The following is a 25053-nucleotide window of genomic DNA, read 5'->3' on the forward strand; positions in this document are numbered from 1 at the left end:
ACCAAAGCCCGATTCATGGAAAGGAACTTAACAATGGTTGTCAGTGGGATTGAAGTATATCCAGTAGATGTTACTAGTCTTGAGGACAAATCACCGGTATATATAGAGTTTGATGGAAATTCAGCGTTTACAAGCCAGTGGGGGATTGTAGACCAGAAATTACATCGTACAATCCATAAGGATTTTATCATCACGTTCAATGACAGATGCAGATATTATGGCCTGTATAAGGACAGGAGTGAGAAAAAGGAAAAGAAGGGCGTTATAGTGAAGTTTTGATTCTATATATGTAAAGGGGTTACATATGGAAATGACTGATGGAACTAACAAAGTATCCGTTACCAAGGGAAAAGAAAACTTTAGTATAGGTGAAACAATTAAGGGACTGACACCAACATTTATCGTCATCATGGGGATTACGCTTATATTGGCGCTGGTACTAAGGTATGTCGGATATAGATATGGCGTGTTATAAGATAGGAACTGCTTGCGTTTTTTCGGAAGAAAGGTGAGGGGAAGATATGAAAGACGTTTTTGCTGATCTTAAAGAAGACATTCATAAGGAAAGAGTTAAGTTATGTATCTCAAAGATAGTCTGCGGCATTTTTGTAGCTGTTTTTCCATGGATTTTTAGTCTGTTCATGCCATCTACAGCGGTTTATGACAGGTTCTTTTCTATAATGTTTCTCTTAGTGAGGATAGTATTTTTGATAATTGGCCTCCTATTTGTTTGCGGGGGTGTATCAGCCTTGAAGCAAGAAAAGAGAAACTACCATGAAAAAAGGCTATAGAAGCTAAAAGAAAATGAAGGTTTTTATTGACTCTTACTTTTCGAAATACTATAATTAAATATGTTATAAGTAGTTAAGTTAATAATTGTGGCAAAAATCGATCCGTTAGGCCTGTACAAGGCTTAGCGGATTTTTTATTCCAGTTATTAGCATCCTCTACTTATAGAAACTGTTCACAAAGCACAATAAAACCCAATAAGGAGGAAAAAACAATGATGAACAAATGTCTATTTACTGGACGCCTGACGAAAGATCCTGAGGTGAGATACACTCAGGGAGAGAGGACAAGCGCTGTTGCAAGATTTTCACTTGCAATCGACAAGCAGGACAAAGAGCACACAACAGGATATATCAATGTTGTAGCTTTTGGAAAGCTTGGAGAGTTTGTCGAAAAGTATCTGAAAAAGGGAATCAAGATTGAGCTTGAATCCCATGTTACACCAGGATCTTATGAAAAGGATGGCAGAAAAGTCTATACATATGACTTTGTAGCTGACAAGATTGATTTTGCGGAGAATAAGAACGCATCATCAGTTACTTCTGGTAAAACACATTCCGAGGCAGGTTCTTCGGATGATGACGGTTTTATGGATATTCCGGATGGAATTGAAGAAGAGCTGCCATTTCACTAAACAGCAACTGCATACATGAGCAGATAAAGGGAGAGTTTAGGCTTTCCCTTTTTTATGCCCATTTAGCAGAAAGGAGAGAAAGTCATGGAAATAATTGAATCAGCTGCTGCGATACTGTTCGTGTTTTTGGTTTGCCAAAACTGATTCCGATTGTCGGAAAAATCATGAACAAAAGAAATGACTGAATAAGATCTTTTGATTTAAGTTCATGGTAGCTGCAAAGCAGAAGGTAAAGAAAAAGGACTCTTCTTCTAAGCCAAAAGACTAAAAAAAAGAATCCCAATTCTTCACCAAAGAATCTCGATCTTGTTAAGACGATTGCTACCTTAGTAACGATGGTAAAAGATGTGATAAACATCGCCATTGCTATTAAGAGCTTTCTTCCTTAAAAGATCAGAGTTACGGGGGAGTCCAACCCACTCCCTTGTAACTCTATTCTACCATGATAAAAGAAACTATGTCAAAGAAAAGCGCAGTATTACTGCTGGTTTTGAGCATTATTGACCTGGGATTTGTTATTGGAAAAATCCTGGCAGATAAAAAGGAGAAAGAAAATGAACAAGATGATAATTAACAACTGGGTAAAGAATCTTTTAGCTCCGGCAATGAAGGCAAATGGATGCATGGCAGAAATAAGAACACCGGAAGATGTTATTGAAAACATGTACTATCTGTCAAAGGAAGATGGAAGAGGATCCAGATATATTCCGCTTCAGTACAAGAGGATGATAGAGAAGATCATATGCGGTCTTTTTAATTCAGGCTTTGTGTATAGGGACAAAGAGGACGTCTATTTTGACAAGATTGGCGATACGCTTGTGTGCTGCGCCAATGTATTCTTTGTTTCCTACGCAGATGATGGTACAAAGAAAGTTTTAGGACACGGCTTCCATTGTCTTTCACTTGATGAGGTTATGCCTGGCATCTTCATGAGCGAGGCTGAACGAGCTTCAAAATGGAAGGCAACAGTAATAGGTGCTGCTAAATCCAGAGCTTTGTATGATGCAGGAATAGGACTTGAATTCTATGGTGATATATATGCTCCGGAAGAAAACCTGGATGAGCATGAAACAGAAGCTGTAGATGAAAAAGGTAAGAGCCGAAGTAAGGAAGGCGTTAAAGAAAAGGTATATTCCCAGATGGGCAATCCGATCCCTCAGCCAAAGAAAAAAGCAGCAGTTAAGGATTCTTCTAAAGAAGAGGCTCCTTCAGTAAAGGCAGAAAAAGAGGCTGATCGCGTGGTGCCACCTATGCAGAATGAAGCTCAAGATGCAGGGATGTCTATTGAGATAGCCAAAGCTTTAAAGGCAGATTGCGGGAATTATCAGGGGATGACGCTTGGAGATATATATGAAACAGCGCCTAAGAATCTGGCATTTCTTATCAGATACTCTAAGGATGAGCAGGTGAAATGTGCTGCAAAATCCATTATCTATGCTGATCCAGAGCTAAAAGAAAAGCTTGCAGTTTAAAGCAATAAGAGGGTCGAGTCACATGACTTGGCCCTTTTATTAATATCAAATCAACAAGTAAAGACAACTATGATAGTCTAATGGAACCGAGTAAGAAAAAATACAGATAGATATATAGTATACGCTAAACTTAGTTTACATGGGCATTTCTTCATAGTATAATTCTTCATGTTTAGTAGTTTTAGTTTAAAATTGTTGCTAGTAGTGTCGTTTCATTTTTGTGAAGCGGCTTTTTTTATGCCCATTTTTAAGCAACGGACTTACTAAATCAAAAGACATACTTTAAATCAAAATCCGTAAAATAAGGAGGTACTTCAAAATGAAGGCAAAAATCACTACAAAACTTATGATGTTATCAGCAAAGGTTTCTGGTTTTATTAATCAGAACGAAAGAAGGAGAATCTCAATAGGCCTTGCATTGTCTGGCGGATCATTTCTGTATACATTTTTCTTACTTGATATTACAGAAAACAATGACCCTACAGCATTCGCTTTAAGCGTTTGGGCAGGAATTCTCTTTATCATTGGATTGGTTATAATTACTGGCAGTGCAGCTTCAATCACAAAGTTCTTTGAGAGATTGAATGTAGAGCTTTTAGAGCTTATGTCTTTTTTCGCTGCAGGCATTTTAATTGGTAATTTTTATACCGTTCCATACAGTAACTGCAGTGGTATTATACAGGTTGCCATGTTTGGATGTGCAATCTACGTAGTATTTTACTTAGCAAGATGCAGCATGCTTATTTTCCAGTTACTTAAAAAATTAGTAACACTGGTAATAGACAAGCTTAAGGACGCCGGCGATAAGATCAAGTCTAAGACTGATCTTTATGATAAAATCCTTAAAAATCTTGTTAGTATCGCAGGTACACTATTTGTTATTTTTAACTTCCTTGAGCCTATGATCAGAAAGATCCTTGGTTCATAAGCAAAATTAGCCTGTTCACTTCGGTGGATAGGCTCTTTTTATATCACTAGATAATACAACTAAATAATGCAACAGCTCTTCCCGGAGCGTTTATCACCTGAGGGGAGAGCTGTAATGGCTTTCTCCTCTTGATTAGAAAGGAAAAAAGAGGATGAAAAAAGTTTACAATTGTTATGGAAAAGATATTACGGGGATAAAGGTAAAGCTTCAGAGTGCAACATTCGGCGGATATAACGCTGCAGGAGAACTTGTTGTTAACTGGCCTCAGGTCTCAGCTATGGTTGATGACTGTGGGTTTGACAAGACTCATAAGGAGCCAAACGGTCAGTACCTTATGGACGTAGAACTTCCAAAAGGAACTATTGTTGTAAGGTATGGTTCAAACAAGGGATATTTTACAGCTCCATTGGGAACAGCATTTGAACTCTTGGGCTTACCCTATGAAAAAAGCACATGTGAATACCATCAGTACAAAGTTGTAGCTGACGGAATCCATGTAAAATGCGTAGTAAAAAGAGGAAAGGTAAGGGCTGCGTTCAACAGCTGTGGTGGTGCTATTCAGTATTATCATGAGCAGAGCATCGCTAATGAACTACTGCAGCACAAGCTGGAGGAGGACTTTTCATGGCTTACGAAAGAGAAATGAAAATGTTAATCCGACTGCTTCAGTTTCGCTTTAGAAAACCTTTTTCAATAAACGGATACTCCGAAGGAGTACTCTGTACTGAGAAGGATGGATCAAAGTGGGATGTATACTACGGTGAACGTAATCACAAGATGGACCTTCATAGGTTCGACAGTCAGTGTGATGCTTACCAGTATCTCATTACGCAATTAACTATCTGATATCTTTAACAAAAGGCAAAACGGACCATGCACTACAAAAGCATGGTCCATTTTTATGTCTAGAAAGCCTTTCTTAAGCACATTTTTTATTGCATTTGGAGGCCTGAATCATTACACTAGACTTATAAGAACTATTAACTGTTGGTAGATTATTATATGGAGGCAGGATATGGATAAGGTCGCAGTTAGAAACATAAATGATCTACAGGATGCTTTAAAGAACGTCCCTGAGAGGTCTTATCATATTGGTGGCTACTCAGACAGCGCTATATGCCTTGAAAAGACTGAGTTTGGCTATGAGGTTTATTTCGCTGAGAGAAATAAGAAGTGGGATCAAAAGCTCCACAAAACAGAGCAGGAAGCATGTGAAGATATGCTTGGCCGACTTGAAGAGTATATGGATTGAATTACTGAGATTCCAGGGCCTTGGATTTTATCCAGGGCTTTTTCTTTGGCTATTTTCAAATGATTTTTTGAAACGAATCCATCTTAAAGATTGTTTATTATATGCATACGGAGGAGATGAAATAATTTATGACAGCAAAAAAACATACACCATTAAAGATTCTACTCATCATTCAGATAGTACTAACAGTATTGTTTTTCCTATATCTTAGTATTCATATGAAAGTATGGGATGGATATCAGCTTGCGGTTGAGGAGACAAGTTTTATATATGAAATAAGTAAGATTCTATCAGGGATAGTGTTTATACCGGCGATCCTTACACTTCTTGGATTCTTGCCGACCATGATAGCAGTAATTGTTTCACTCATCCTTTTCTTTAAAAACAGATCTGACAAGGGGCTTCTTATATATCCGCTCCTTAGCTTTGTTACCGAGTTTTTACTTGTGTTTTCCAGCATGAGTGTACTTGGAAGCATGTACTAGAGCATATTTACAAGAACATTAAATAATGTTATATTCTAAATGTTAGTAGTAGTTTTAATTTATCATATTATTGTTTGTAGAGCCTTGGGATTTTTCCCAGGGCTTTTATTATTTTAAGCAGAGTCATGGCTCATTCTATAAAGCCCTGGCTCTTTTTTTATATAGCAACCTTAAATCAGGTAAAAGGAGGAAAAACAAATGACAAAAATTCCAAGAAAGCTTCCAAACGAAGCGAAAACCAAGATGACAGCTAAGGAGGAAAACAATGTTTGATCTACTACTTGGGTTAACAGCAATTGTAAACAGTGCAATAGAAGTTGCAACAGTTGTTACAGCAAATGCTATCGGTAAAGAAACAAAGACAAAAATGGAAAGGTCAGAAGATGCCATGGGTATCTGGGTTTATCCTAATGAAATCAAAAAGGAAAACGTGACCGTTCCAAATGATATCCCTGTTGTTTCGAAAGAAACAGTTTATGAGCGTATGCATAGGGAATATGTGGAGAGAGAAGCTGCAAGGAGAGTAGCTGCACGTCATGCAAATGATGGAGCACCTCAAAAAGAAAATAAACTTGCAGACTGGGTAAGCGATCATGACGAACTTATCCTATCAATTTTAACTCCCGGTGTTCATTTCCTTCCAGAAAAGGAGATGATAGGTATGGATATCGATGTAATTGCTGACCATCTGTTCAACAAGATATCCTCAGTCGAATCTGTTGAGAAAGTAGAAGGCGGACTGGAAGTAACAGTAAGATAACCTTCTGTAAGGAGAACAAATCATGAAAATCAAATATGTATCCTATACATTTCCTGAGGGAAAGAAGGAATACACACCATGGAACCGGATGACATTCTACGATTGTCGTGTCGTGAATATCCAGACATCTGAATATAAAGCTGGAAAGCGAATGAGCATAGAGATCGAAGCTCCTAAGCTTAGAAAAAAGTATTATCTCTATGCTTGGTCAGATGAAGGGATCTATGCGGCTATTGAAAAGAGTGGCCTTAAGGAAGGAGATCTTATTTCCTGCCATACAGAGCTTTCATACTACCAGAATAAGGATGGAAGACACTGCGAAGCCTTTAAGGTAGTAGCAAACGACGCATACGACAGCAAGATTCCAGAAAATGAGCTTTTTTTCAAGTTCATGATCATAAAAAGGGAATCAAATACATCTAGTCAGTCTAAAAAGTCATCTTACCTTAGCAAAAATGACATCTTACAAAAAATGATCTAACATTGTTTTAGATACCTCCTGTAATGGGAGGTATTTTTTTATGCTATTTTCAAGGCATGAAGCATATGTCTTGAATTATAGATAACACGGTAAATAAAAATGGGGATACTTGGTGAGAATCGGGGAGAGAAAATACACTCACTATTATTTCTACTATCCGTTTGCTAACATTGTCTCATCGCAAGAAATGATTTTGCGAAGAACCTTTCGACAAATAGTGTGTTGTTTACGTAAGTCACTGATATCCAATAAAACATGGTCTGCATTGGTGAGAAGTGGCGGCAGGCCATAGTTCCAAATGAAGGAGAGTTATATGGGTAGCATAACAGAGTTTAGTATTGGTTGCAGACGATGTGCTAACCTCGAACAAATAGGAAAAAAGTCGTTTATGTGTAGTGTAAGAAGCCATATGGATGATTCGGATGTGGTTCCTATAAGAGATGGCAAAAAGACTGAGGATTGGTGCATATGCGATGGTGAATATTATAGAAGATAATGTGATTTTTTAACTATAGGAAAGGAATAATATATTATGATTAAAAAAGAAATATATAAGGAAATGAAGCAGAAATATGGAAAAGTATCCAGCTGGGCAGTATGGGCTCCTGAGCAGGGGACACCAAAATCAAATGTTGGAAATCTAGACATGTTTGAAAATGAAGATATCTTAGACATCTTGGATACCGGATATGTTTTTGTAGGATTGAATGTTTCAGGGACAGAAGTTAATACAAACATTTCTGACTGGCGTAATTTTCATAGCCCCAATGCAAGACATCATGATTATAAGCTTAGATATGCTTTGAAAGGTACTAAGTTGTGGGGGTCTTATCTGACTGACATAATAAAACTTCATGCAGATACAAATGGAGAAAATGTTATTTCTTATATGAAGAAACATCCGTCTGAAGTAAAAAGAAATATAAATGATTTTGAGGAAGAGATATCTTTTTTATCGGGAACCCCAGTACTGGTTGCAATGGGTGATAAAGTTTATAATATTCTTAAAGAAAACCTTCCTCATGACAAATATACTATCATTAAAATCAAGCATTATTCTTATACCATTTCGAAAGAGGACTATCGAAGAGAGCTATTACAAGCCATAGGAGAGCAGTAATGAGATCATTTTTAGATGATGGTGTAGCATGCAATTTTTGCCCAGAAAAACTTCAAAATCTATATATTGAAGCAAAGTCTTTCGATAAAGCCAAAAAGTACGTCAAAATAGATGAAGATTTACATCAGATTGTTGGAGTTGAGGCGGATACCGTAAAGAAATGGAGATTGGGGAAATTTGGCCCCGATACTCTTGATGAAGTCAAGAAGATAGCCGAATATTTTAAGATTGATTATCAAGAGTTACTTACTCCGATAGTTACAAAGGAGTTTAATTTCAATGCCCCATCAGATGATGAAAAACAGATAATTATTTACATACATAAGCTTCTTACTGATTTCTTATATACATATTTGTCTGCTAGTGATATGTATTCATTTCACATTTCTTATTCAATGAGAAGAAGAAACAACGAAACAGAATCAGTTAATGAGGCTATAGATAGAATCCATGTAGAAGTTGAAGATTATTTTATTAATCTATATAAATTATTAGATACTGAAAGCCTGAAAATAAGACAAAGTACGTATGATAAGCTTCATAGACTTATCACAGAATGCCATGCTCTGTATGATTATGCTTGTACTGAAAGTCATACCAGCGATTGGCCGTTCTATAATAAAAGATGGGGAATGGCAAACCCCAGATTGGAAAAGCTATTAGATTATTATGAGAATTATTATGGTACTGAAGAAGATAATGAATACAAAGACTTTGAAAATGACTACACTAGCGAAACAGGCATCAGCGATTATATTTTAGCTAATGATCTAGGCGGAGAGTATATGCCTATGGCTTATGATGCTGTGCCTCGTGAATTTGCTAGAACACTAGCTTTATTGTTTAGAGAAGACTTCAAAGAACTATTTGAAGATAAATAAAAATACCTATTGTTAAAGAAGACCCGTAATTGCAATTTGTAGTTATGGGTCTTTAGTCTGTATATGTGGCCATTATAATTTTGTAAATATTGTAAAGCATTTATTTACAAAAGGAGCATTACCAAAAATGACAGAAAGTACATAAAAATGATATAATATTTTAAGCTAAAAAGGGTTGTTTTATATGAAAGAATCATCTGATGAACAAGAAAACAAAGTGCATGGATCATAAGGGTATATCCTACGGTTCCATAACGGAAATGTGTGATGCCTATGATGTATCACCAACTCTATATCTAAAACGTATCGAACGAGGCTGGACTATTCAGAAATCACTTGAAGGTAAACAGCCTTATTTTTCGCGCGGCGGAGTAGATTACTACTCTCAGAAAGAAGTATGCGAAGCCTTCAGCATACATCCAAACTCATTCCGGTTAAAACTAAAGAAGGGCTATTCCATTGATGATATTGTAGACAGGGTGTCATACAGGGTAGAGGATCATCTTGGAAATGGATACGCCAATGAGGCAGCCATGTGCGCAGAGTATGGAGTAAAGGTATCTACGTATAGAGCTAGGATAAGAAAAGGCTTAAGCAAGGAAGAAGCGTTAACTAAATGATCATGAGAATAAAAAAGAATAATGAAATGAAGAAAAAATTGGCAGTGCTGTTATCAGGAATAATGGCTTCTTTTGTGCTTTCCGGATGCGGTAATGCTCCCGCAAAAGATAGTACACTTACGCTGTACAATGATCTGATTCAAAAAGTAATCTCTGGAGAAGAAATGTTTTCTGATGAAGGAATGGGCTATACATTTGATGAAGCAGAAGATCCTGGCTATGCCCTCTATGATATAGACAAAGACGGAGCAGACGAGCTCTTTATCACTGCAAGGATGGGAGATGAAGGTCACACATATGTGGTCTATGATATCAAAGGCGGTGTTGTAACTCGCGAAATGGCCTTAAATGGATATCTTCCAGAGTCAGGATACTGGACATACTTTTTTGATTACTTCATCGAAGGCTATTCATATATACGCGGACAAGGGTTTGTAAGGCAGTGGGAGCTGGATTACCCTTGGGTTGATGGAATTGATACTACTATAATAAACTATGAAGGGCAGGATCCAAGAACGATTTCGGATGATGAGCTGAAAACTCTTTTAAAAGGCCACGTCACTGAGCCAGCGGAGTTAAACTGGAACCCCATAAAAAAAGATACAAATATCCTTCAGACAAAATAGGATAGAAACAAAAAGAGATATGAAGAAAAAAGGACAATATAATCGATTTATAGCCAAAAGGAAAAAAGATAAGAAAGATAAATTACTGGCGGAGAAAGCTTTTCCCAAGAAAGAGTTCACTGAGTACTGGAAGAAGCATTCTGACGATGTTTGCAGGGCTGTTTACGATGCTTTTTTGGATGTTCTTGCAACAGAAAAACTGTTCATGATTTCAAAAGGGCCATATGGACGAAGCCAGAGGCAGGAGATCTTTAAGGAAAATGTGGGGAAGTTTTGTGAGTACATTCCTAAGAAATTTACCGGAGCCATGCTAAAAGAGATGATGCCGGATTATGCAAAAGTAATCTTCGGTGTGATCCTTAACTGCGATAACATGCCGCTTGTTGACTTTGCCATGTCGGTGAATGAGAAGATCGGCACTAAGATCATCTTGAATAACCTTCATGTGACAAAGCGTGACAGAGAGATCGTAGAGTATGTGAGAGCACATCTAAATGAGATGGTTGTTTATGAACAGGTTTCACATAACCCTAAGTATGTACATGCTGCAGAGCGAATCAAGAAGACAATGGAAGCAAAGAGGCTTCTATATCATAATATTCAGGATTCAACGCCTGATGATTATACAACACTCTTTCCTCTTGCAAGAAAGATGAAAAGGCATTTCGTACTTCATATAGGTCCTACTAATTCAGGTAAGACCTATCAGGCAGTTCAGGAACTCATGGAAGCCGACAGTGGAATTTACCTTGCGCCGTTACGACTCCTTGCCTATGAACAGTACGAATCTATGAACAATAACGGATGCCCATGCTCCATGATAACAGGAGAAGAAAGGATTCTAGTTCCTGGTTCGTTCCACCAGTCATCAACAATAGAGATGATGAGCATTAGGGATGAGTGGGATATGGCAATTATAGATGAGGCACAGATGGTAGCTGACCGCCAGAGAGGCGGCTCTTGGACTGCAGCTATTTTGGGACTTCGTGCTAAAAAGATCCATGTCTGCGCATCTCCTGATGCTGAAAAGCTCCTTACCAGAATGATAAAGAGCTGTGGTGATATCATGGAAGTTGTCCATCACGAAAGAAAGACACCACTTGAAATGGATGAGGAAGCATCAAACTTTAGGTTCCCTGAGGACGTTAAAAAGGGAGATGCTCTGATTGTTTTTTCAAGAAAAGACGTTCATAGTGTTGCAGCTGAGCTTCAGGACAGCGGCCTGACCTGCAGTATCATTTACGGATCACTTCCTTATGATGTAAGACATAGAGAAGCTGGCAAATTTGCAGATGGCGAAACTGATGTCGTGGTGGCAACTGATGCAATTGGAATGGGCATGAACCTTCCGATCAGGAGAGTTGTATTTTTAGAGACTGTTAAGTATGACGGCATAAAAGAGCGTCCTCTTACTGTATCTGAGATCAAGCAGATAGCAGGCCGTGCAGGTCGATATGGTAAGTATGATGTAGGATATGTTACTTCCTATTATGATTACGACATCATCAAATATCTTGTTTTCTACGATGCGGTTCCTATAGGAAAAGCCATGATAAACATCCCAGAAGAATTCCTTGAAAAGGATGGGAAGATATCAACAATCCTGGAACTGTGGAATCAGATTCCAGCTGCGGACTTTTATGATAAAGGCGATATCTTAGAAAAGATCACGGTCGCCCATGCCCTTGAGGATATAAAGGATGACAGGGAACTAATAAGACAGTTCATCAGAATTCCAATTAATATAAAGAACGAAGAGATATATGACGTTTACAAGAAGTTCTACAGAGCTGTTGCTGAGGGAAGACCTGTTGAGCTTGAAGAGACCATGAGAAAATATGACAATTCTGGTATCAGCCCCAAGTATAAGCAGGCTCTTCAGATACTTGAGACAAGCAGCGCAATATATGATTTTCTGTATTCCTTTACTAGATTCTTTGGGGATGAAGAAGATCTTGAGCCAATCCTTGAAACAAAGAGACAGATATCAGAAAAGATATTTACTATCCTTGATATGCAGAAACTCAGCATGAAGTCCTGTAAGTGCTGTGGCAAAAAGTTAAAGTGGTCATATCAGTATTCTGTATGTCAGGAGTGTTATAGAAAAGGTAGGAGTTAATATAGCAAATAAGATGATCAAAAATGTTTTATGCTATGGTGATTCAAATACATATGGATATATGCCTGGCTACGGGACCAGGTATCCTAGAGATATCAGATATCCGGGAAGGCTCCAATACCTTCTGGGAGAAGACTTTAATGTGATAGAAGAAGGTTGTAGCGGCAGGACCACTCTTTATGATGATCCGATAGATGGGTGGAAGAATGGTTTTGACTATCTAAAACCATGCCTTTATTCACACAGACCAATCCACATAGTGGTTTTGATGCTTGGAAGCAACGACTTAAAGACAACATTCCACCTTACAGCTTCTCAGATTGCAGAAAGTGCTGGAAAGCTGGTAGATGTGATCAAAGAGTTCACCGCTGAAAAACAGGAGTATGTTCCCAAGATAATTCTTGTATCTCCTCCGGAAATTGGAACAGGGATAAGGACTTCTCCTTTCTTTGGGGCATTTTCTGAAACCGCAATTGAAGAATCTAGAAAGTTCCCTGAGTGCTATAAAAAGGTAGCAAAAGAGAAAGGGTGTATATTCTTTGATGCGGCAAAATACATCTATCCTTCAGAAGTAGATTCGCTCCACCTTACACCGGAGGGGCATATAACTTTAGCGGATGAGATTTCAAAAGTAATCAGAACAATTGAAGATTAAATATAGAGGTTATTTATAGTAATGGTAGACCAAGAGCAGGCAAGAAAAATATTACAGGAAAGACTAGCTGACAATCTTGTTATAGTAACAGAATTTGAGAATCCAAAGGAATGGTGTTTTGATCTTGGACTTATAACAGAAAGCGGAACTATAATGCCACTAATGGGTGATACAACAATACGAATCAGCAAGGAAACAGGTGAGGTGGAGTAAGGGCTTTTTCAAAAAAGCTCTGTATTGTGTTTTCAGGATTCAAAAACGCATAATTCCACTTTTAACGTAAAAATCTTTTAAAGAATTTTTGAAAATTATTGGGGAAATAATTAATCATATTAAAGGGGAGCAAAAATAAAATGGGGAACGAAGAAATAACAGTGACTGAAAAATCTGAATGGGAGGTATGGAGAAAATATCTTTGTTCAGAGAAAAGATCCTTAAGGATATTTCTTATACATATTGTCATCAGCGTGGTTTTTATTGTTTTGGTATATTTTGGTTACAAAATAATAAAGGTTCCTGAGTACAAATTGAAAGATATATATGAAAAAGCATTTAACTGGGCCATGCAGTGGGTAGACAGTGAAACGAAATTTGAAGATCTACGAAATCCAATTGGCGTAATTATATTTGGTGCCACACTGTCTGGTATTATCATGGCTGCATTTACCTTTTTGATCAACATGTTTAAAAGTAGATATGATACATCATTTATGAGCTATACTGATCAAATAAAGCAGAATGTATTTTTTATAGGATTAAATATTCTGTTCTTTTCTATAGTGATTTTCATGTTCTTGGCTACAAATTTATTTAATGTAGTCCATGAAGTTGTACCTAAATTCCCGGTTACGTTATTTTTTGTGATAATAGCGGCATTTATCTTTATATTTGGTGTTTGCAAGAATGTCGTGACACTTAATGAAGGTGGTCGAAGCGATATACTATCTTTTCTTGAAGCCTTTTTCATTGTATCTCTGTTAATCTCTTATCCTATAAAAGAAGGTTCTCTAGTTTGGGTTATCATTTACATGGTATTCATGAATATTATTACTTTATCCTTGATGTTTCGGCTTGAGACTATTTACAGGAATGATACTGCAATTTATTACTTCCAGACAGAGGAAGGAATAAATGATGAAAAAAATGATGAAGAAAATAATGAAGAAAATGATGAAAAAAAGGATGGAAAAAAGAGGAAGCTATTCATTCACTATAGATTGGATGATGAAAGAGTAGTGTGCTCTGAAAAACCTAGCTTAAAAGAGGATTCACAAAAGATTCTATATTCTATAAGTGATCTGTGTAACATAGACATCAAAAAGGATACCAGTAGTTACGACAGTGACTGGAAAACTGCGGTTGCGAAAATAAAAGTACTCAGAGATGAAAATGCAAAATGCAAAGCAGAGACGAAAGCTGAACGAAAAGCTAAGCGGAGAGAAAAAATAAAGGCGATTCCTAGAAATATAGCCAATTGGTTTAAATCAATATGGAAGAAAATAACAATTATTGGATGGCTTTATGGCAGATTAAGCAAGAAACGTAAAGCATTAAAAGAAGCTAATTCAGAAATAGAACGCTTGAAAGCAGAAGTAACAGATCTTAAGAAACAATTGGAAGATAAAAACAATAAACCGGCCTGAAATCGATGTAAAATATCTATCAACTCCCTTCATTGAGGGGAGTTTTTTATTGACTCTACTATATATTTAGATATAATATATCTATAAATATATATATGGAGGCTGATTAAATGTATTATTCAGATATGCTCAAGATCCCTAATGGGATGCCGGAATCACTCTTTGGTGTACTGCTTATCATTACACTTGCGGTACTCATCTATACATTCGGTTTTTCAGAACTCATGAAAAAGAAGACCAAAAAGCTAAAGGAAGCAAAAAGAGTTGCAGTTGATGGGCTCACTCTTCAGAAAATGAGAGCAGAAGTATCTCAGGAAGAATTCGAGGAAGAATACGATGAGGCTCAGTAAAATTGTAACACTTATTCCTATTTGTATTCTTACACTGAGCCTCTTAACAGGATGCGAAGATGTCCAGATCTTTCAGACTAAGACAGATCCATATAAGCAGGTTCCATATAAGGACACCGAGCTTGTTAATGACAGATACTATGTAAAGAATAATACAAGATTTTATGCGACATACATTCCAGTAGCTGGAAATGCTCAGTCAGGAACTTCCGTTTTAAATGAGGGAAGAGTCATAGCAACAATGGCAGATGATAAGCTCATCCCCACTTTTTATTCTGACGAATTGGCAGCGTTTCAGTCATACAGCCTTGGACTTAATTCTGTAGGACTTGAAAGGTTTGCAGTTCTTGGATATTCCATCGGATGCTTTTCTGGAAGCATCACAGAAGATGGATACCTGTATTGTAATAAGGAAGGACTGGTCCAGGGATCATCCCTTTATAGCGCTATTGGTGAGACCGAGTCAGATGCAATAAGAATTGCAACTATAGATGGAAAGCCACTTTCCCTGGAGCAGATAAATAGAAAAGCCGGTGTCATTACAGGACTTGAACAGGGAAAAACATATAAAGTAGGTTACTTCCTTGGAACAAAGTACTACGAAAAAAATATAGCTGCAGACTGCAGGATGTATCAGGCATATGAAATGTATTCATTTGGTAAAGATTATCTTTACGATACTCCAAACGGATATATGTCTTTTTCAATGCCACAGGATATGAAGAGTGGCTATTACAACATAAACGGTGGAGGCCTTTATAAATACTACGATTTCACTCGTGGATCTAAAGACGAACAGACCATAGACATGAACGAGAGCTACTATAAAGACGAAAAGAGTAAGATAGAAGCCTACTCAAGACAGTACAGCGTGTCTGTTCCTAAAAGGGTAAAGGACCTGAAAGTTACTGTTAAACTTGAATCCATTGAAACCACCTATGCTGATGATACGATCCAGGGAATAGTCTTTGCTCCCGATGGAACACAGATGAACATGGACTTTTCTTCTAAAGACAAAGAACTCACCATCGCGATGGCTGAAGGAATGGCAGGTGACTGGACTTTAAATATCATTCCAAAGACTTTGAACGTAAAAGAAATCAAGGTTGATAATGATAAGCTTGCAGAAGAAGCAACCTGTGAAGAGACAGTATTCACACTTCCGGAAGACAGAGAGAATGTAGAATTCATAGCAGAATACACATCCTACAAGGCAAATGTCGAGGGCTGTACAGTATTTGGAACTGTTCTTGCTGAGGATGGGAAGACATATGAGATGTCACTGGGAAGCTACACCATTGATCAGGATCATACACAGTACTATATCTACTATGAGATACCGTTCGCTAAAGCAGGTGACTATGTTGTAAGAATCTACCACTATCCAGAAGAGACTACGATCCAAGCTCCTACTGTAAAGGATAAGACAGAGACCGATACAGAGATAATCATTGTTGAAGGATAATAGTTGTACTTATAGCTAGCAATAGAAATGCTTTATTTGACACGGTACATCACTTGCCATAATCTTAATATGGTTACTAAATGCTCGTTAAAGCAATAAAGTGGTTGCACAGCGAACAAACAAAAGTATGAGAAGGGAGATATGTTATGAACAAAACAGAACTCGTAGAAGCTATTGCAAAGCAGACCGGCCTTACAAAGGCTGCATCAGAGAAGGCAGTTAAGGCTTTCACAGATGTTGTAACAAAGGAGCTTAAGAAGAAGGGTAAAGTTCAGCTCGTTGGTTTCGGAACATTCGAGACAGCTAAGAGAGCAGCTAGAACAGGTAAGAACCCTCAGACTGGCGCAGCTATCAAGATTCCAGCAGCTACAGTTCCTAAGTTCAAAGCTGGTAAGGCTCTTAAGGATACCGTTAACGGTAATAAGAAATAAACCGCTTTTAGGGCGAAAAAACAGCAATAAGAAATAATAGAGCAAAAAATATGGCCGGGAATCATTCATGTTATATTATACTTAATTATCTCTGCACGGCTATTTGTTGAAAAAGAGTTTAGATAACAATATATCGTAGTTCAAAGCAAAGAGGATTATTCCAAAACGGAATAGTCCTTTTTGCTTTGCCCTGCGCAGGACAATACTAAATCATTTTATTACAAGGAGGGTTGAGTATGATCAACAACAAAGTAACTGTTAACAAGGGCATTGAAAATGCTGAGAAGCAGCTCCAGAAGGCGAAGAATCGTCTTACTCAGGAGAAGAAGAAAGCGAACGATGCTCGAAGAAGAATTGAGAACCGTCACAAGTATATGATGGGAGGCGGATCTGCTGTAGATGCTTCGGGCTATATGGATCGTGAGGAACGTTAAAAGCGAATATAACTACACTATAATTGTTTTATAAAGATGGGTATTCCTATAGTAAAAGTTATGAACTTGTTATAAAATGAAAGCTGATTTTATGTGGATTGCATCGAGATGCCAATTTGGCATCTCGATGTATATGGAGAAAATATGGGGACAAATGAACTAATTTCATTCGAGCCAATTGATAAAGAGGCAGTTAAAGAGCAGATATTCGAGGTTCGTGGCATAAGAGTTATGCTTGATAGTGACATTGCTGTATATTTTGGCGTCGAAACAGGTGCATTAAACAGGGCTAGGAAGCGTAATATAAAGCGTTTCCCGGAAAGCTTTTGTTTTCAGCTTACGGATGAAGAAGTATCGAGATGCCAATCTGTCATCTCGATGCAGACCGAGGGCAAAAAAGGTGGTAGAACATATAACCCTTATGTGTATTCTGAACAGGGCGTGGCAATGCTTACTTCGGTACTACACACAGATGTTGCAATACAGGCTAGCATAGGAATAATTGAGGCATTTGTTGAAATGTCACATTATATAAGACAGAATCAACAGTTGCTGCCTTATGAAGATCTTAAGAGCCTGGAATTAAGACAACATCAATTGTCTGATAGGATGGAAAGCATTGAAAAGAACATGGTAACAAAATCAGAACTATCAGACCTTATGAAGCTCTTTGAGAGTGGAATTACTGATGATGAAATTCTTATTCTCAATGGCGAACCGTTTAAAGCGGATTTGGCGTATCAAAAGATTTATAAGAAAGCCAAGTCTAATCTGATTATTGTTGATGATTATATTGGGACTAAGACATTACAGCATTTGACCCATGTAAAATCTGGAGTAGATATAACAATTATCACTGACAATAAGGGGTATGCAGCTCTCAAGAAACAAGAGTTCAGTGACTTTATGACAGAATATCCATCAATGAAGATAAGCTTTATTAAAACAGCAAATAAGTGCCACGATAGGTATATCGCTACAGATTATGGTAAGAATACAATGAAGATGTATCATTGTGGTGCCAGCAGTAAAGACGCAGGCAATAAGATAACTACAATTACTGAGATAAACGAGATGGATAACTTTAAGGATATGATTAAAGATCTTTTATTGAATCCACAGTTAAAGCTGAAATAGTTGATAGTATTATAATATGCACATGAAGCAGTAGATCACAAAATGGTCTGCTGCTTTTTTTGTGCATCGATATAACGGCAAACCGATAACAATAATAGATTCTATTGTATTTGTTTCAAAGGAGGCATAACACACTTGATTCCCGGCCTTTTCTATCTACTTTTTTAAGTTTTATCTTTAAACATCTCCAAAACAGGGGAGAGGATAGGTGTTACATACGCAATGAGTGCTAGAATGGTGGATATTACAGCAATGATCTTCAAAAGTACTGAATTCCTGACTTTGAACTCATAACCGTCACCTTCTTCTGACTTATTGAATGCAAACAGCTTTACGCAGAGCTTACTTACAATGGTCCAAAGGAAATATGCGGCAGCTGCGACATAATAACACAAAATGATAGAAAAAATAAATAAGAAGAATACCATCGGTATATATATTCTAAGTTTTTCGTTGCCACCAGAATACACCTTGTATAGAAGCATGAATACATTAAGTGAAATTAATACACCAACCAGGGTGATGCCGACATTTAGCAGTATCCTTGTAAAATGTTCAAATGCATTTCGGTTTATTATGGCAAGTGGAAAGATGGCAAATGCTGCCAGGACACATAAAGTGTTCAGCATCGCTGCGCTATTTTTATCAGATGTAATGAGGTATGTGAAAATACCACATGTGGCGCAACCCAAGGAAAAAACTGCCAGCATCAGCTTAAGGTTAAGATACTGATTATCTTTAATAAACAGAAACTCTTCGCTGACTGTAAAGTACCATTTAAGCTGCTGCAATAGATTTTTGTCATCGTTCTTTTTGATTGTTACCGAAACAGTTTTCTTTTCAATCTCTTCTTCTAGTGACGCATGTCTTTTTAGGATCTTTCTTATAACATCAGCATCACCTTCGATGAAAACATCATGGCCCTTATAATCATAGGGCTGTACTGTCAGCCATTTCTTCTTATCGTCAATGCTTTTATCAACCAGGATTGAAAATGTTCCTTCATGTGATCCGTTTACCTTGATCTCTATATTCAGCTTGTCGGCGAAAAATGTTTTTCGCTTGATGTGCTTAGACGCTGCTTTAGCTACAGACTTTTTAACCCATTTATCAAATTCTGTTTCTTCTATAGTCTTTGTATCTACGATGTTATCTACTGATGTGTCCATATATACCCCCCTGTATTCTGCATTTTTTCACACAATATTCAGTATATACCATAAATTTACTGCTACCAACAGGATTTTGAGAGAAAAAACAGCGTATTTATCAGTTTCATAGGATATGTAATTTTTGCCATGCGCTTTATAAGCGTATTATTTATTGACTGCTATTATTATTCGTTATAATATATTTATAGTTTATATCTAATGGGAGATAATATATATGAAGTCAAGAATCCTTATCCTAATAATAATGGTAGCAGCAGTAGTCATGATCGTTGGCTCAGTATTTGTAAATGCCAATCAGAAAGTATCTGCTCAGACCCTTACACAACAGGAACGTCCAGGCTTTACAGAGATAACCAGCGTTCCAGGAGTTTCTTTTTACATAAACACACCATTTGTAGAAAAGGCAACAGCCATCACACAGATCTCTGACAATATCGGATTTCAGAAGAATCAGTACTATTCATATAAGAACGGAACTGATAAGTATCTTCTTTTCAACATGGAAAAACTCATTGTTGCCGTGCAGAAAGGAACTGACTTCTGGATCGCAGAATCAAACGATCAGGAGTATTCCCTTTTAAACACAAGCCTTATGAATATATGGTTTACACAGGGAACAAAAAAGTTCTCATGTGAGACAACTAATGGAATGACCATAACAAAGGCCTGTGCTGGTGTATCTATCAACTCAAACACATATGGCGACTTTGTTGGAGAGCTTGCAAACATCCATAAGGACGGAGAAGAGTGGTCCATATTTGTAGGTGTTCCCGGAGAAAGATTTGATAAACTTTCTGATGCTTCACAGAAGGGAATTGCTTCCATTGTAAACTCTTTTGTTTTCTCTAACTCTCAGGGGGATGTTGCAACAGATATCTATGCTGTATCACTTACCGGCGATTCTTCAAAGCAGGCTGTTGATACAACAGAAGAGATCTTTGAATATGATGAGAACTCCTTGAATCTTTCCAATCAGAACAGTATCGTTGATAAGGACGAGGAAAAGGCATATACATCTAGTCCTTATAACATGCTGTTTTTAGGAGATAACGGAATCTTAAGTGCCTTTAATGATTTCACTATTTCCTACGAAGAGCCAATCATCTGTCCAAAGAAAGTGTATAGAGGCGAAGAAGCAGAAAAACTCATTATGGATTATTGCACAGAGACTGGCGACTATGCTTACTTTAAAGCACCTGATGGCCAGTCATGGGAAGTTGTTGAATATGACCTTAACTATAAGAACTGCGAAAATGACGACTACGTTAACATAAAGCTTAAAGGTATGGACGGAGAGCCACTTAGATACCGCGGCATAAAGTATGAAGCAAGGACCTATGAGATGGGCCACAAAGCGGTAGAAGATGGTGAATGGATAAGAGGACTCTATGTATATTACCCAGTACCAAATGGCTGCTACGAATACTGTCTTGAATGTGGAGAAAGAAAATCTCTTACCGGAGAAGAAGTAAGCGCAGCATATTACCACATCATAAATGAAGAGGAAGTTCACAGTGAACAGGCAGATGAAGCATCTGAAGACGCATCTGCAAGCGAAGGCTCATCAACAGAAGAAGCAGCTGCTAGTAGCTCAAGTAGCGAAGATGCTGCAGAAAGCGATGCTTCTACAGATTCTTCTTCCGAAGATAGTAGCGCCGAGGCATCCAGTGAATCATCAGCCGCTGGATCTTCCAGAGATGAAAGCTCAGCTGAGGGAAGTTCAGCAAAATAATAAGTGTTTTTGGGGAAAGATAAACCATGACCATACCTAAAAATAAACAGTATGAGCACAAAACACTTTTCCATTACTATTACAAGGATCTGAATGGTAACTGGACAAGATGCAGACGGTTTTCGTATAGCGACTGGTACCAAGCTGCCTCATATGGCGATGAATGTTATGACAAGCGAAATACGCCATTTAATCACTATCGCCGTAATACACAACTCTCAACCAGAGATTTCATCCTAAAACGAGTATTGATCCCGGTATATGTCATGGCTGGGATACTTCTTACAATATTTGTTCTTTTCCTTTTGTCGATGTTTTTATAAAGAATTTTCTTAAGGGGCGGTCATCCGCCCCTTTACATTTCGATATATTAAAGCTATAATATAATTGTTTTTGTAGTATAGTTTTTATTATTGCTTGTAGTAGTCTATGCGTTCAGAGCTTAGGCTTATTTTTATGCCTGTAAAGGCATGAAGCATCTACATGTAATAGTTGTAGAAAAGAGAGCAGCCTTGTATAAGTCTGTTCTTTTTTTGTACTCAAAAACGGAAACCCGTAAAGCACCTAATTAAAAGGAGGAAAAAAACATGTTACTAGAAACAAACGGAGATTTCACTTTCGCAGCTACTGTCGAGGAGCTCAGGAATGAGACATCAAGGCTTAATAAAGCTTTGGAGTATCAGCTTGAAGTCAACGACAAGCTCACAACAGCTATCAAACAGCTCACTGAGGTGATCTGTGAACAGAATGAGCAGTATCAGAAGATACTTCGCACTCTCGGACAGAACACTGATACTAGTGAACTCCTTCCTGATGTCATTCTTGAATGATCATCACGAAAGCACCCTTTAAATCAAACGAAAGGCAAAAAACTATGAAAACACTGGCAAAGAACAAATCAATAAGGAGACTTGCAAAGAAACTGCTTTGGATGAAAAAGAACCAGCCGGCAAAATACCTGCTTATATCAGGCATCACTGATGGCATGATAATGGGTATTTGGATTCTTATTTCCGCAGCAGTATCACTATGGATGGTAAGAAGTGGATTGTGTGACTTTGATTCAGCAATGATGGCTGTCGCACTCATTGATATGTACATTCTTATCTTTGGTTTTTCTTTTGAAGAATAACGTTATTGCCTAAAGCTAAAATCAGCGATTACCTTCGGGTGGTCGCTTTTTTTATTACCAAAAAAGCTATAATACATGCGCTATTTTCGCTGTTTGCTCTATTGAAATGCCGTATCCATGCTGATATCATTTATTTAGAAGCTAAAATCCGCATTATAACCGGCATCGAGGGATTAAAATTATGACAAAAGCAGAAATCGCCAAAAAACTTAAACTATATTATATTGGAAAAAAGATAATAGTATGGGGGTTATTAGCCTCCATGACTGTACTGATTTTATCCGTCATAGCTATTTCATTTTATACATTAATAAAAATATTTGCGTTCCTGCCCGTTAACATTATTTCAAAAATAGGAGCGGCATCCTACATTGCTATGCTTATCTTTGTCTTTTCCGCAGTCCTATTTCCTGTTGGGAAATATAATTTATCTCGGTATCTTAAACCAGAAGATATTTCTGCCGTTTTGGAATACATAAATGATATGAAGCATGACGCAGACGCGCGATACGATAATCTTATAGTGATTTCTAGAACGGCCAGTGAAATGTGCAAAAAGCAAGTTGTAATTAGTATCAACGATAGAACTAGTGTTACAGATATGCACTGGCGTGCTCTTAATGATTACTTTAAAAGAAGTAATATTGCAAAAATAGATATTGAAAACCTTAAAAAGTATTCCCAAGAACTGCTTTCTCAAAATAAAGATCAGAGAAAAGATGATGATTCTCTCAGCCGTATCCTGGGCGAGAGACCAGTCGCCTACTTAAATAATTACCAAGATGATAAGAAGAATGCCAATCCTATTGAATCGCAGATATATACTTTATGCACAGTAGCATTATTTTTGATAATAGCAGCTAAACTTATAATATTCTTTATTCCAAGCACAAGCATAAATGAATATCTAGCAGTTAGACTTATAAAAGAAATTGGCGCAGATGTAATAGCTGTTGTCTTTGCACTTTTCTCTATCAAATCATGTTGGGTAAGTAACGATAAATAACATAAATCGAAAAAAGCATGGTGTAGATGCCATGCTTTTTTTGTGCACCCTACTATTATATTTAGATATATTATATTGAAATATAAATATTGATATATTATACTTATATTTATGAGAAGAATAAGAAGAAAGAAAAACCCGTCAAAAAAGATTGGATTAACACTTGCGACTATCATGACCGCAGGCGCTCTTTTTTGCGCTGGATTTATCTTTGTTCCATTTGGAAAAGATACTGTACCAGAATCAAAAGCCATGGAGACAAATGATAATTACTCTGCACCAGAACATAAAGAGCAAACCATGCAGTATGAGATAGTAACGCCTGATGAATCAACCTTAAATCAACAGGAACGTAAATCAAGCATCAGCGCTTCCAAGCAGTCTGGCCTGGAAAAAGCCGTTGATGACTTAATTGTTTTGACGGAAGGTGACGAGTGATAACACATGGAAATAGCATTAAGAGAAGTTAGAAAGAGCTATGGGCTCACCAAGGCTGCGTTTGCAGAGATCATCGGAATTACCGAACTGTTTTATTCCCAGTATGAACAAAAAAATGAATTACCAAGTAAATATGTATATCTCCTTTGGAAAAGTCTTGAAGACTTTCCAATCCCGGAAGATTTTTTCTTTTACACATCCTTTACTCTGGAAATCAACATGAAGTACCACCACATGACACAGAAACAGGTCGCTGAGCTTTTCGACATTGCCAATCAGTCAACCATCAGCGGATACCTTAGGAATAACATTCCCATGTATGAGAAAAAAGAGTACTTCTGGAAGTTTGAGCCTTTTATCTTGCCATCAATACTTGTTTCAGAAAAAGATGGATATGCAACAAAGGAGATCACAGATCTTCAGGCGAAAGGCAACTTTATCTTAGTTGAAAAGCGGAGACTGCAGAAGATAAGCAGACTCGACAGAGAAAGCAAAAAGAGCAATGAGCAAAAAAAGAAAGTCATTTAAGTTTAATTCAAACAGGGCAGCCATCGTCATCCCGCTTTGCGCGGGAGTTGTGGCTGCCTGTGGTGTAACAGGAGCAGTGCTGTACCTTTCAGGCCCTAAAAAGGAAGTACCTTCTGCGGAAATAGAGCCTGCTATAAGCACTGCAACTTTGCAGGATGAAGAAAAACCGAACTACATATCAGAGACAAATTATAAGGGGCATCTATCAGAGTATCCGGAGCTTTATGAGATACCATTTAGAAAATCTGATGCCTATATCTGCAACAAAGATTTTTACAGAGAACACTATGAGATCTTTGAAGAGTGCGAAACTGATGCAACTACATTCATGGAAACCCTCTTTAATGTAAACTACAGAAATATAGCAGCGGACCAGAATGGCTTTGTATCAGATGTGATGCTTAATAGTGACTACGAGGTATACATCACAAAGAACTTTGGCACAGAAGAAGAGGACACCATATATCTTTACGATTACATAGAAGAACTCTCTGATTATTTCATAGAAAACCAGGTGGAAATGGAAGCAAAATTCTACACGGATGATTCCCTAGTTTACAGCGACTTTTATACCTTTGTCCGCGGTGAACTTGTTTTTACCATCTATAGCTCAGAAGATGAATCCTCTGAGTATAAGGTAGGAGAGCAGTATCAGATACCATATGAAGTTGCCATGCAGCGAACACCATCTAATCCTGATAACAGGACTGTATGTTCCTTTGGACTTGCTACTGATGCAACATTCTTTTTGACACCTTAAGGA

The 25053-nt window shown here is 37.5% G+C and carries 35 protein-coding genes; 33 read left to right on the plus strand and 2 right to left on the minus strand.

The window, feature by feature from the left end; translation table 11 throughout:
- The first annotated feature begins 15 nt into the window (after positions 1-15).
- The 4 genes from BPR_RS18615 to BPR_RS18625 all read left to right on the plus strand — a co-directional run bounded on the left by BPR_RS18615 (position 16) and on the right by BPR_RS18625 (position 1423).
- Positions 16-279 (plus strand): hypothetical protein, encoded by a 264-nt coding sequence (locus BPR_RS18615; RefSeq protein WP_013283057.1) that lies wholly within the window; start codon positions 16-18, stop codon positions 277-279.
- A gap of 25 nt (positions 280-304) precedes the next feature.
- Entirely contained in the window at positions 305-475 is a 171-nt protein-coding gene (locus BPR_RS20910; RefSeq protein ID WP_013283058.1) for a hypothetical protein, read from the plus strand.
- A gap of 46 nt (positions 476-521) precedes the next feature.
- Positions 522-791: a hypothetical protein gene (locus BPR_RS18620; RefSeq protein ID WP_013283059.1), complete on the plus strand. Its 270-nt coding sequence runs from the start codon at positions 522-524 to the stop codon at positions 789-791.
- A 215-nt stretch (positions 792-1006) separates the two neighbouring features.
- Positions 1007-1423, plus strand: a complete 417-nt coding sequence (locus BPR_RS18625; protein ID WP_042258800.1) for a single-stranded DNA-binding protein — start codon at positions 1007-1009, stop codon at positions 1421-1423.
- Between the two features lie 82 nt (positions 1424-1505).
- Here the strand turns inward: BPR_RS18625 and BPR_RS21165 are convergent, their stop codons facing one another.
- Positions 1506-1787: a hypothetical protein gene (locus BPR_RS21165; protein ID WP_042258734.1), complete on the minus strand. Its 282-nt coding sequence runs from the start codon at positions 1785-1787 to the stop codon at positions 1506-1508.
- Positions 1788-1977: 190 nt separating this feature from the next.
- Here BPR_RS21165 and BPR_RS18635 point away from each other — a divergent pair, with 190 nt between their 5' ends.
- From BPR_RS18635 to BPR_RS18740, 22 genes are all read left to right on the plus strand, one after another.
- The gene (locus BPR_RS18635; RefSeq protein ID WP_013283061.1) at positions 1978-2895 is read left to right on the plus strand and encodes a hypothetical protein; all 918 of its coding nucleotides are present in this window, start codon (positions 1978-1980) and stop codon (positions 2893-2895) included.
- A 319-nt stretch (positions 2896-3214) separates the two neighbouring features.
- Complete coding sequence (locus tag BPR_RS18640) at positions 3215-3823, plus strand: hypothetical protein (RefSeq protein ID WP_013283062.1); 609 nt, start codon at positions 3215-3217, stop codon at positions 3821-3823.
- Positions 3824-3974: 151 nt separating this feature from the next.
- Complete coding sequence (locus tag BPR_RS18645; RefSeq protein WP_013283063.1) at positions 3975-4469, plus strand: TNT domain-containing protein; 495 nt, start codon at positions 3975-3977, stop codon at positions 4467-4469.
- Positions 4448-4669 carry a hypothetical protein gene (locus BPR_RS18650; protein WP_042258737.1) on the plus strand — a complete coding sequence of 74 codons (222 nt, stop codon included), beginning with the start codon at positions 4448-4450 and terminating at the stop codon, positions 4667-4669. The genes BPR_RS18645 and BPR_RS18650 overlap by 22 nt, the downstream gene beginning before the upstream one ends.
- 169 nt (positions 4670-4838) lie before the next feature.
- Positions 4839-5075, plus strand: a complete 237-nt coding sequence (locus tag BPR_RS18655) for a hypothetical protein (protein ID WP_013283065.1) — start codon at positions 4839-4841, stop codon at positions 5073-5075.
- A 128-nt stretch (positions 5076-5203) separates the two neighbouring features.
- Complete coding sequence (locus BPR_RS18660) at positions 5204-5560, plus strand: hypothetical protein (protein WP_013283066.1); 357 nt, start codon at positions 5204-5206, stop codon at positions 5558-5560.
- A 265-nt stretch (positions 5561-5825) separates the two neighbouring features.
- The gene (locus BPR_RS18665) at positions 5826-6320 is read left to right on the plus strand and encodes a hypothetical protein (protein WP_013283067.1); all 495 of its coding nucleotides are present in this window, start codon (positions 5826-5828) and stop codon (positions 6318-6320) included.
- A 22-nt stretch (positions 6321-6342) separates the two neighbouring features.
- The gene (locus BPR_RS18670; protein ID WP_013283068.1) at positions 6343-6801 is read left to right on the plus strand and encodes a hypothetical protein; all 459 of its coding nucleotides are present in this window, start codon (positions 6343-6345) and stop codon (positions 6799-6801) included.
- Between the two features lie 313 nt (positions 6802-7114).
- On the plus strand, positions 7115-7297 hold the full coding sequence (locus tag BPR_RS18675; RefSeq protein ID WP_013283070.1) for a hypothetical protein: 183 nt from the start codon (positions 7115-7117) through the stop codon (positions 7295-7297).
- 36 nt (positions 7298-7333) lie between these two features.
- Entirely contained in the window at positions 7334-7921 is a 588-nt protein-coding gene (locus BPR_RS18680; protein WP_013283071.1) for a hypothetical protein, read from the plus strand.
- Positions 7921-8802, plus strand: coding sequence for a hypothetical protein (locus tag BPR_RS18685; protein ID WP_013283072.1), 882 nt, complete (start codon positions 7921-7923; stop codon positions 8800-8802). The genes BPR_RS18680 and BPR_RS18685 overlap by 1 nt, the downstream gene beginning before the upstream one ends.
- A gap of 200 nt (positions 8803-9002) precedes the next feature.
- Positions 9003-9422, plus strand: coding sequence for a hypothetical protein (locus BPR_RS18690; RefSeq protein ID WP_013283073.1), 420 nt, complete (start codon positions 9003-9005; stop codon positions 9420-9422).
- A 26-nt stretch (positions 9423-9448) separates the two neighbouring features.
- Positions 9449-10048, plus strand: a complete 600-nt coding sequence (locus BPR_RS18695) for a hypothetical protein (protein ID WP_143754413.1) — start codon at positions 9449-9451, stop codon at positions 10046-10048.
- A 19-nt stretch (positions 10049-10067) separates the two neighbouring features.
- On the plus strand, positions 10068-12167 hold the full coding sequence (locus tag BPR_RS18700; RefSeq protein WP_013283075.1) for a helicase-related protein: 2100 nt from the start codon (positions 10068-10070) through the stop codon (positions 12165-12167).
- Positions 12168-12180: 13 nt separating this feature from the next.
- Entirely contained in the window at positions 12181-12822 is a 642-nt protein-coding gene (locus BPR_RS18705; RefSeq protein WP_013283076.1) for an SGNH/GDSL hydrolase family protein, read from the plus strand.
- A 21-nt stretch (positions 12823-12843) separates the two neighbouring features.
- A complete protein-coding gene (locus tag BPR_RS18710; protein WP_013283077.1) occupies positions 12844-13035 on the plus strand; it encodes a hypothetical protein in 192 nt (63 codons plus the stop codon).
- A 140-nt stretch (positions 13036-13175) separates the two neighbouring features.
- Positions 13176-14465, plus strand: coding sequence for an MFS transporter (locus BPR_RS18715; RefSeq protein WP_013283078.1), 1290 nt, complete (start codon positions 13176-13178; stop codon positions 14463-14465).
- A gap of 110 nt (positions 14466-14575) precedes the next feature.
- On the plus strand, positions 14576-14815 hold the full coding sequence (locus BPR_RS18720) for a hypothetical protein (protein WP_013283079.1): 240 nt from the start codon (positions 14576-14578) through the stop codon (positions 14813-14815).
- On the plus strand, positions 14802-16280 hold the full coding sequence (locus BPR_RS18725; protein ID WP_013283080.1) for a hypothetical protein: 1479 nt from the start codon (positions 14802-14804) through the stop codon (positions 16278-16280). Before BPR_RS18720 ends, BPR_RS18725 begins: the two co-directional genes overlap by 14 nt.
- 146 nt (positions 16281-16426) lie before the next feature.
- Entirely contained in the window at positions 16427-16711 is a 285-nt protein-coding gene (locus BPR_RS18730; RefSeq protein ID WP_013283081.1) for an HU family DNA-binding protein, read from the plus strand.
- Between the two features lie 236 nt (positions 16712-16947).
- On the plus strand, positions 16948-17145 hold the full coding sequence (locus tag BPR_RS18735; protein WP_013283082.1) for a hypothetical protein: 198 nt from the start codon (positions 16948-16950) through the stop codon (positions 17143-17145).
- A 144-nt stretch (positions 17146-17289) separates the two neighbouring features.
- Entirely contained in the window at positions 17290-18282 is a 993-nt protein-coding gene (locus BPR_RS18740; RefSeq protein ID WP_042258743.1) for an ORF6N domain-containing protein, read from the plus strand.
- A gap of 164 nt (positions 18283-18446) precedes the next feature.
- Here the strand turns inward: BPR_RS18740 and BPR_RS18745 are convergent, their stop codons facing one another.
- A complete protein-coding gene (locus BPR_RS18745; protein ID WP_013283084.1) occupies positions 18447-19451 on the minus strand; it encodes a hypothetical protein in 1005 nt (334 codons plus the stop codon).
- Positions 19452-19668: 217 nt separating this feature from the next.
- Between BPR_RS18745 and BPR_RS18750 the strand changes: the two genes are divergently transcribed.
- The 7 genes from BPR_RS18750 (at position 19669) to BPR_RS18780 (ending at position 25050) form a co-directional block, all read left to right on the plus strand.
- Entirely contained in the window at positions 19669-21186 is a 1518-nt protein-coding gene (locus BPR_RS18750; RefSeq protein WP_013283085.1) for a hypothetical protein, read from the plus strand.
- A 587-nt stretch (positions 21187-21773) separates the two neighbouring features.
- On the plus strand, positions 21774-22016 hold the full coding sequence (locus tag BPR_RS18755) for a hypothetical protein (protein ID WP_013283087.1): 243 nt from the start codon (positions 21774-21776) through the stop codon (positions 22014-22016).
- 44 nt (positions 22017-22060) lie between these two features.
- Entirely contained in the window at positions 22061-22318 is a 258-nt protein-coding gene (locus tag BPR_RS18760) for a hypothetical protein (protein ID WP_042258745.1), read from the plus strand.
- Between the two features lie 181 nt (positions 22319-22499).
- The gene (locus BPR_RS18765) at positions 22500-23324 is read left to right on the plus strand and encodes a hypothetical protein (protein WP_013283089.1); all 825 of its coding nucleotides are present in this window, start codon (positions 22500-22502) and stop codon (positions 23322-23324) included.
- A gap of 111 nt (positions 23325-23435) precedes the next feature.
- Positions 23436-23762 (plus strand): hypothetical protein, encoded by a 327-nt coding sequence (locus BPR_RS18770; protein ID WP_013283090.1) that lies wholly within the window; start codon positions 23436-23438, stop codon positions 23760-23762.
- Positions 23763-23768: 6 nt separating this feature from the next.
- On the plus strand, positions 23769-24290 hold the full coding sequence (locus tag BPR_RS18775; RefSeq protein WP_013283091.1) for a transcriptional regulator: 522 nt from the start codon (positions 23769-23771) through the stop codon (positions 24288-24290).
- Positions 24265-25050, plus strand: a complete 786-nt coding sequence (locus BPR_RS18780; RefSeq protein ID WP_013283092.1) for a hypothetical protein — start codon at positions 24265-24267, stop codon at positions 25048-25050. Before BPR_RS18775 ends, BPR_RS18780 begins: the two co-directional genes overlap by 26 nt.
- The last annotated feature ends 3 nt before the right edge of the window (positions 25051-25053 follow it).

Source organism: Butyrivibrio proteoclasticus B316 (assembly GCF_000145035.1).
In the GTDB taxonomy this organism is placed as follows: Bacteria; Bacillota; Clostridia; order Lachnospirales; family Lachnospiraceae; genus Butyrivibrio; species Butyrivibrio proteoclasticus.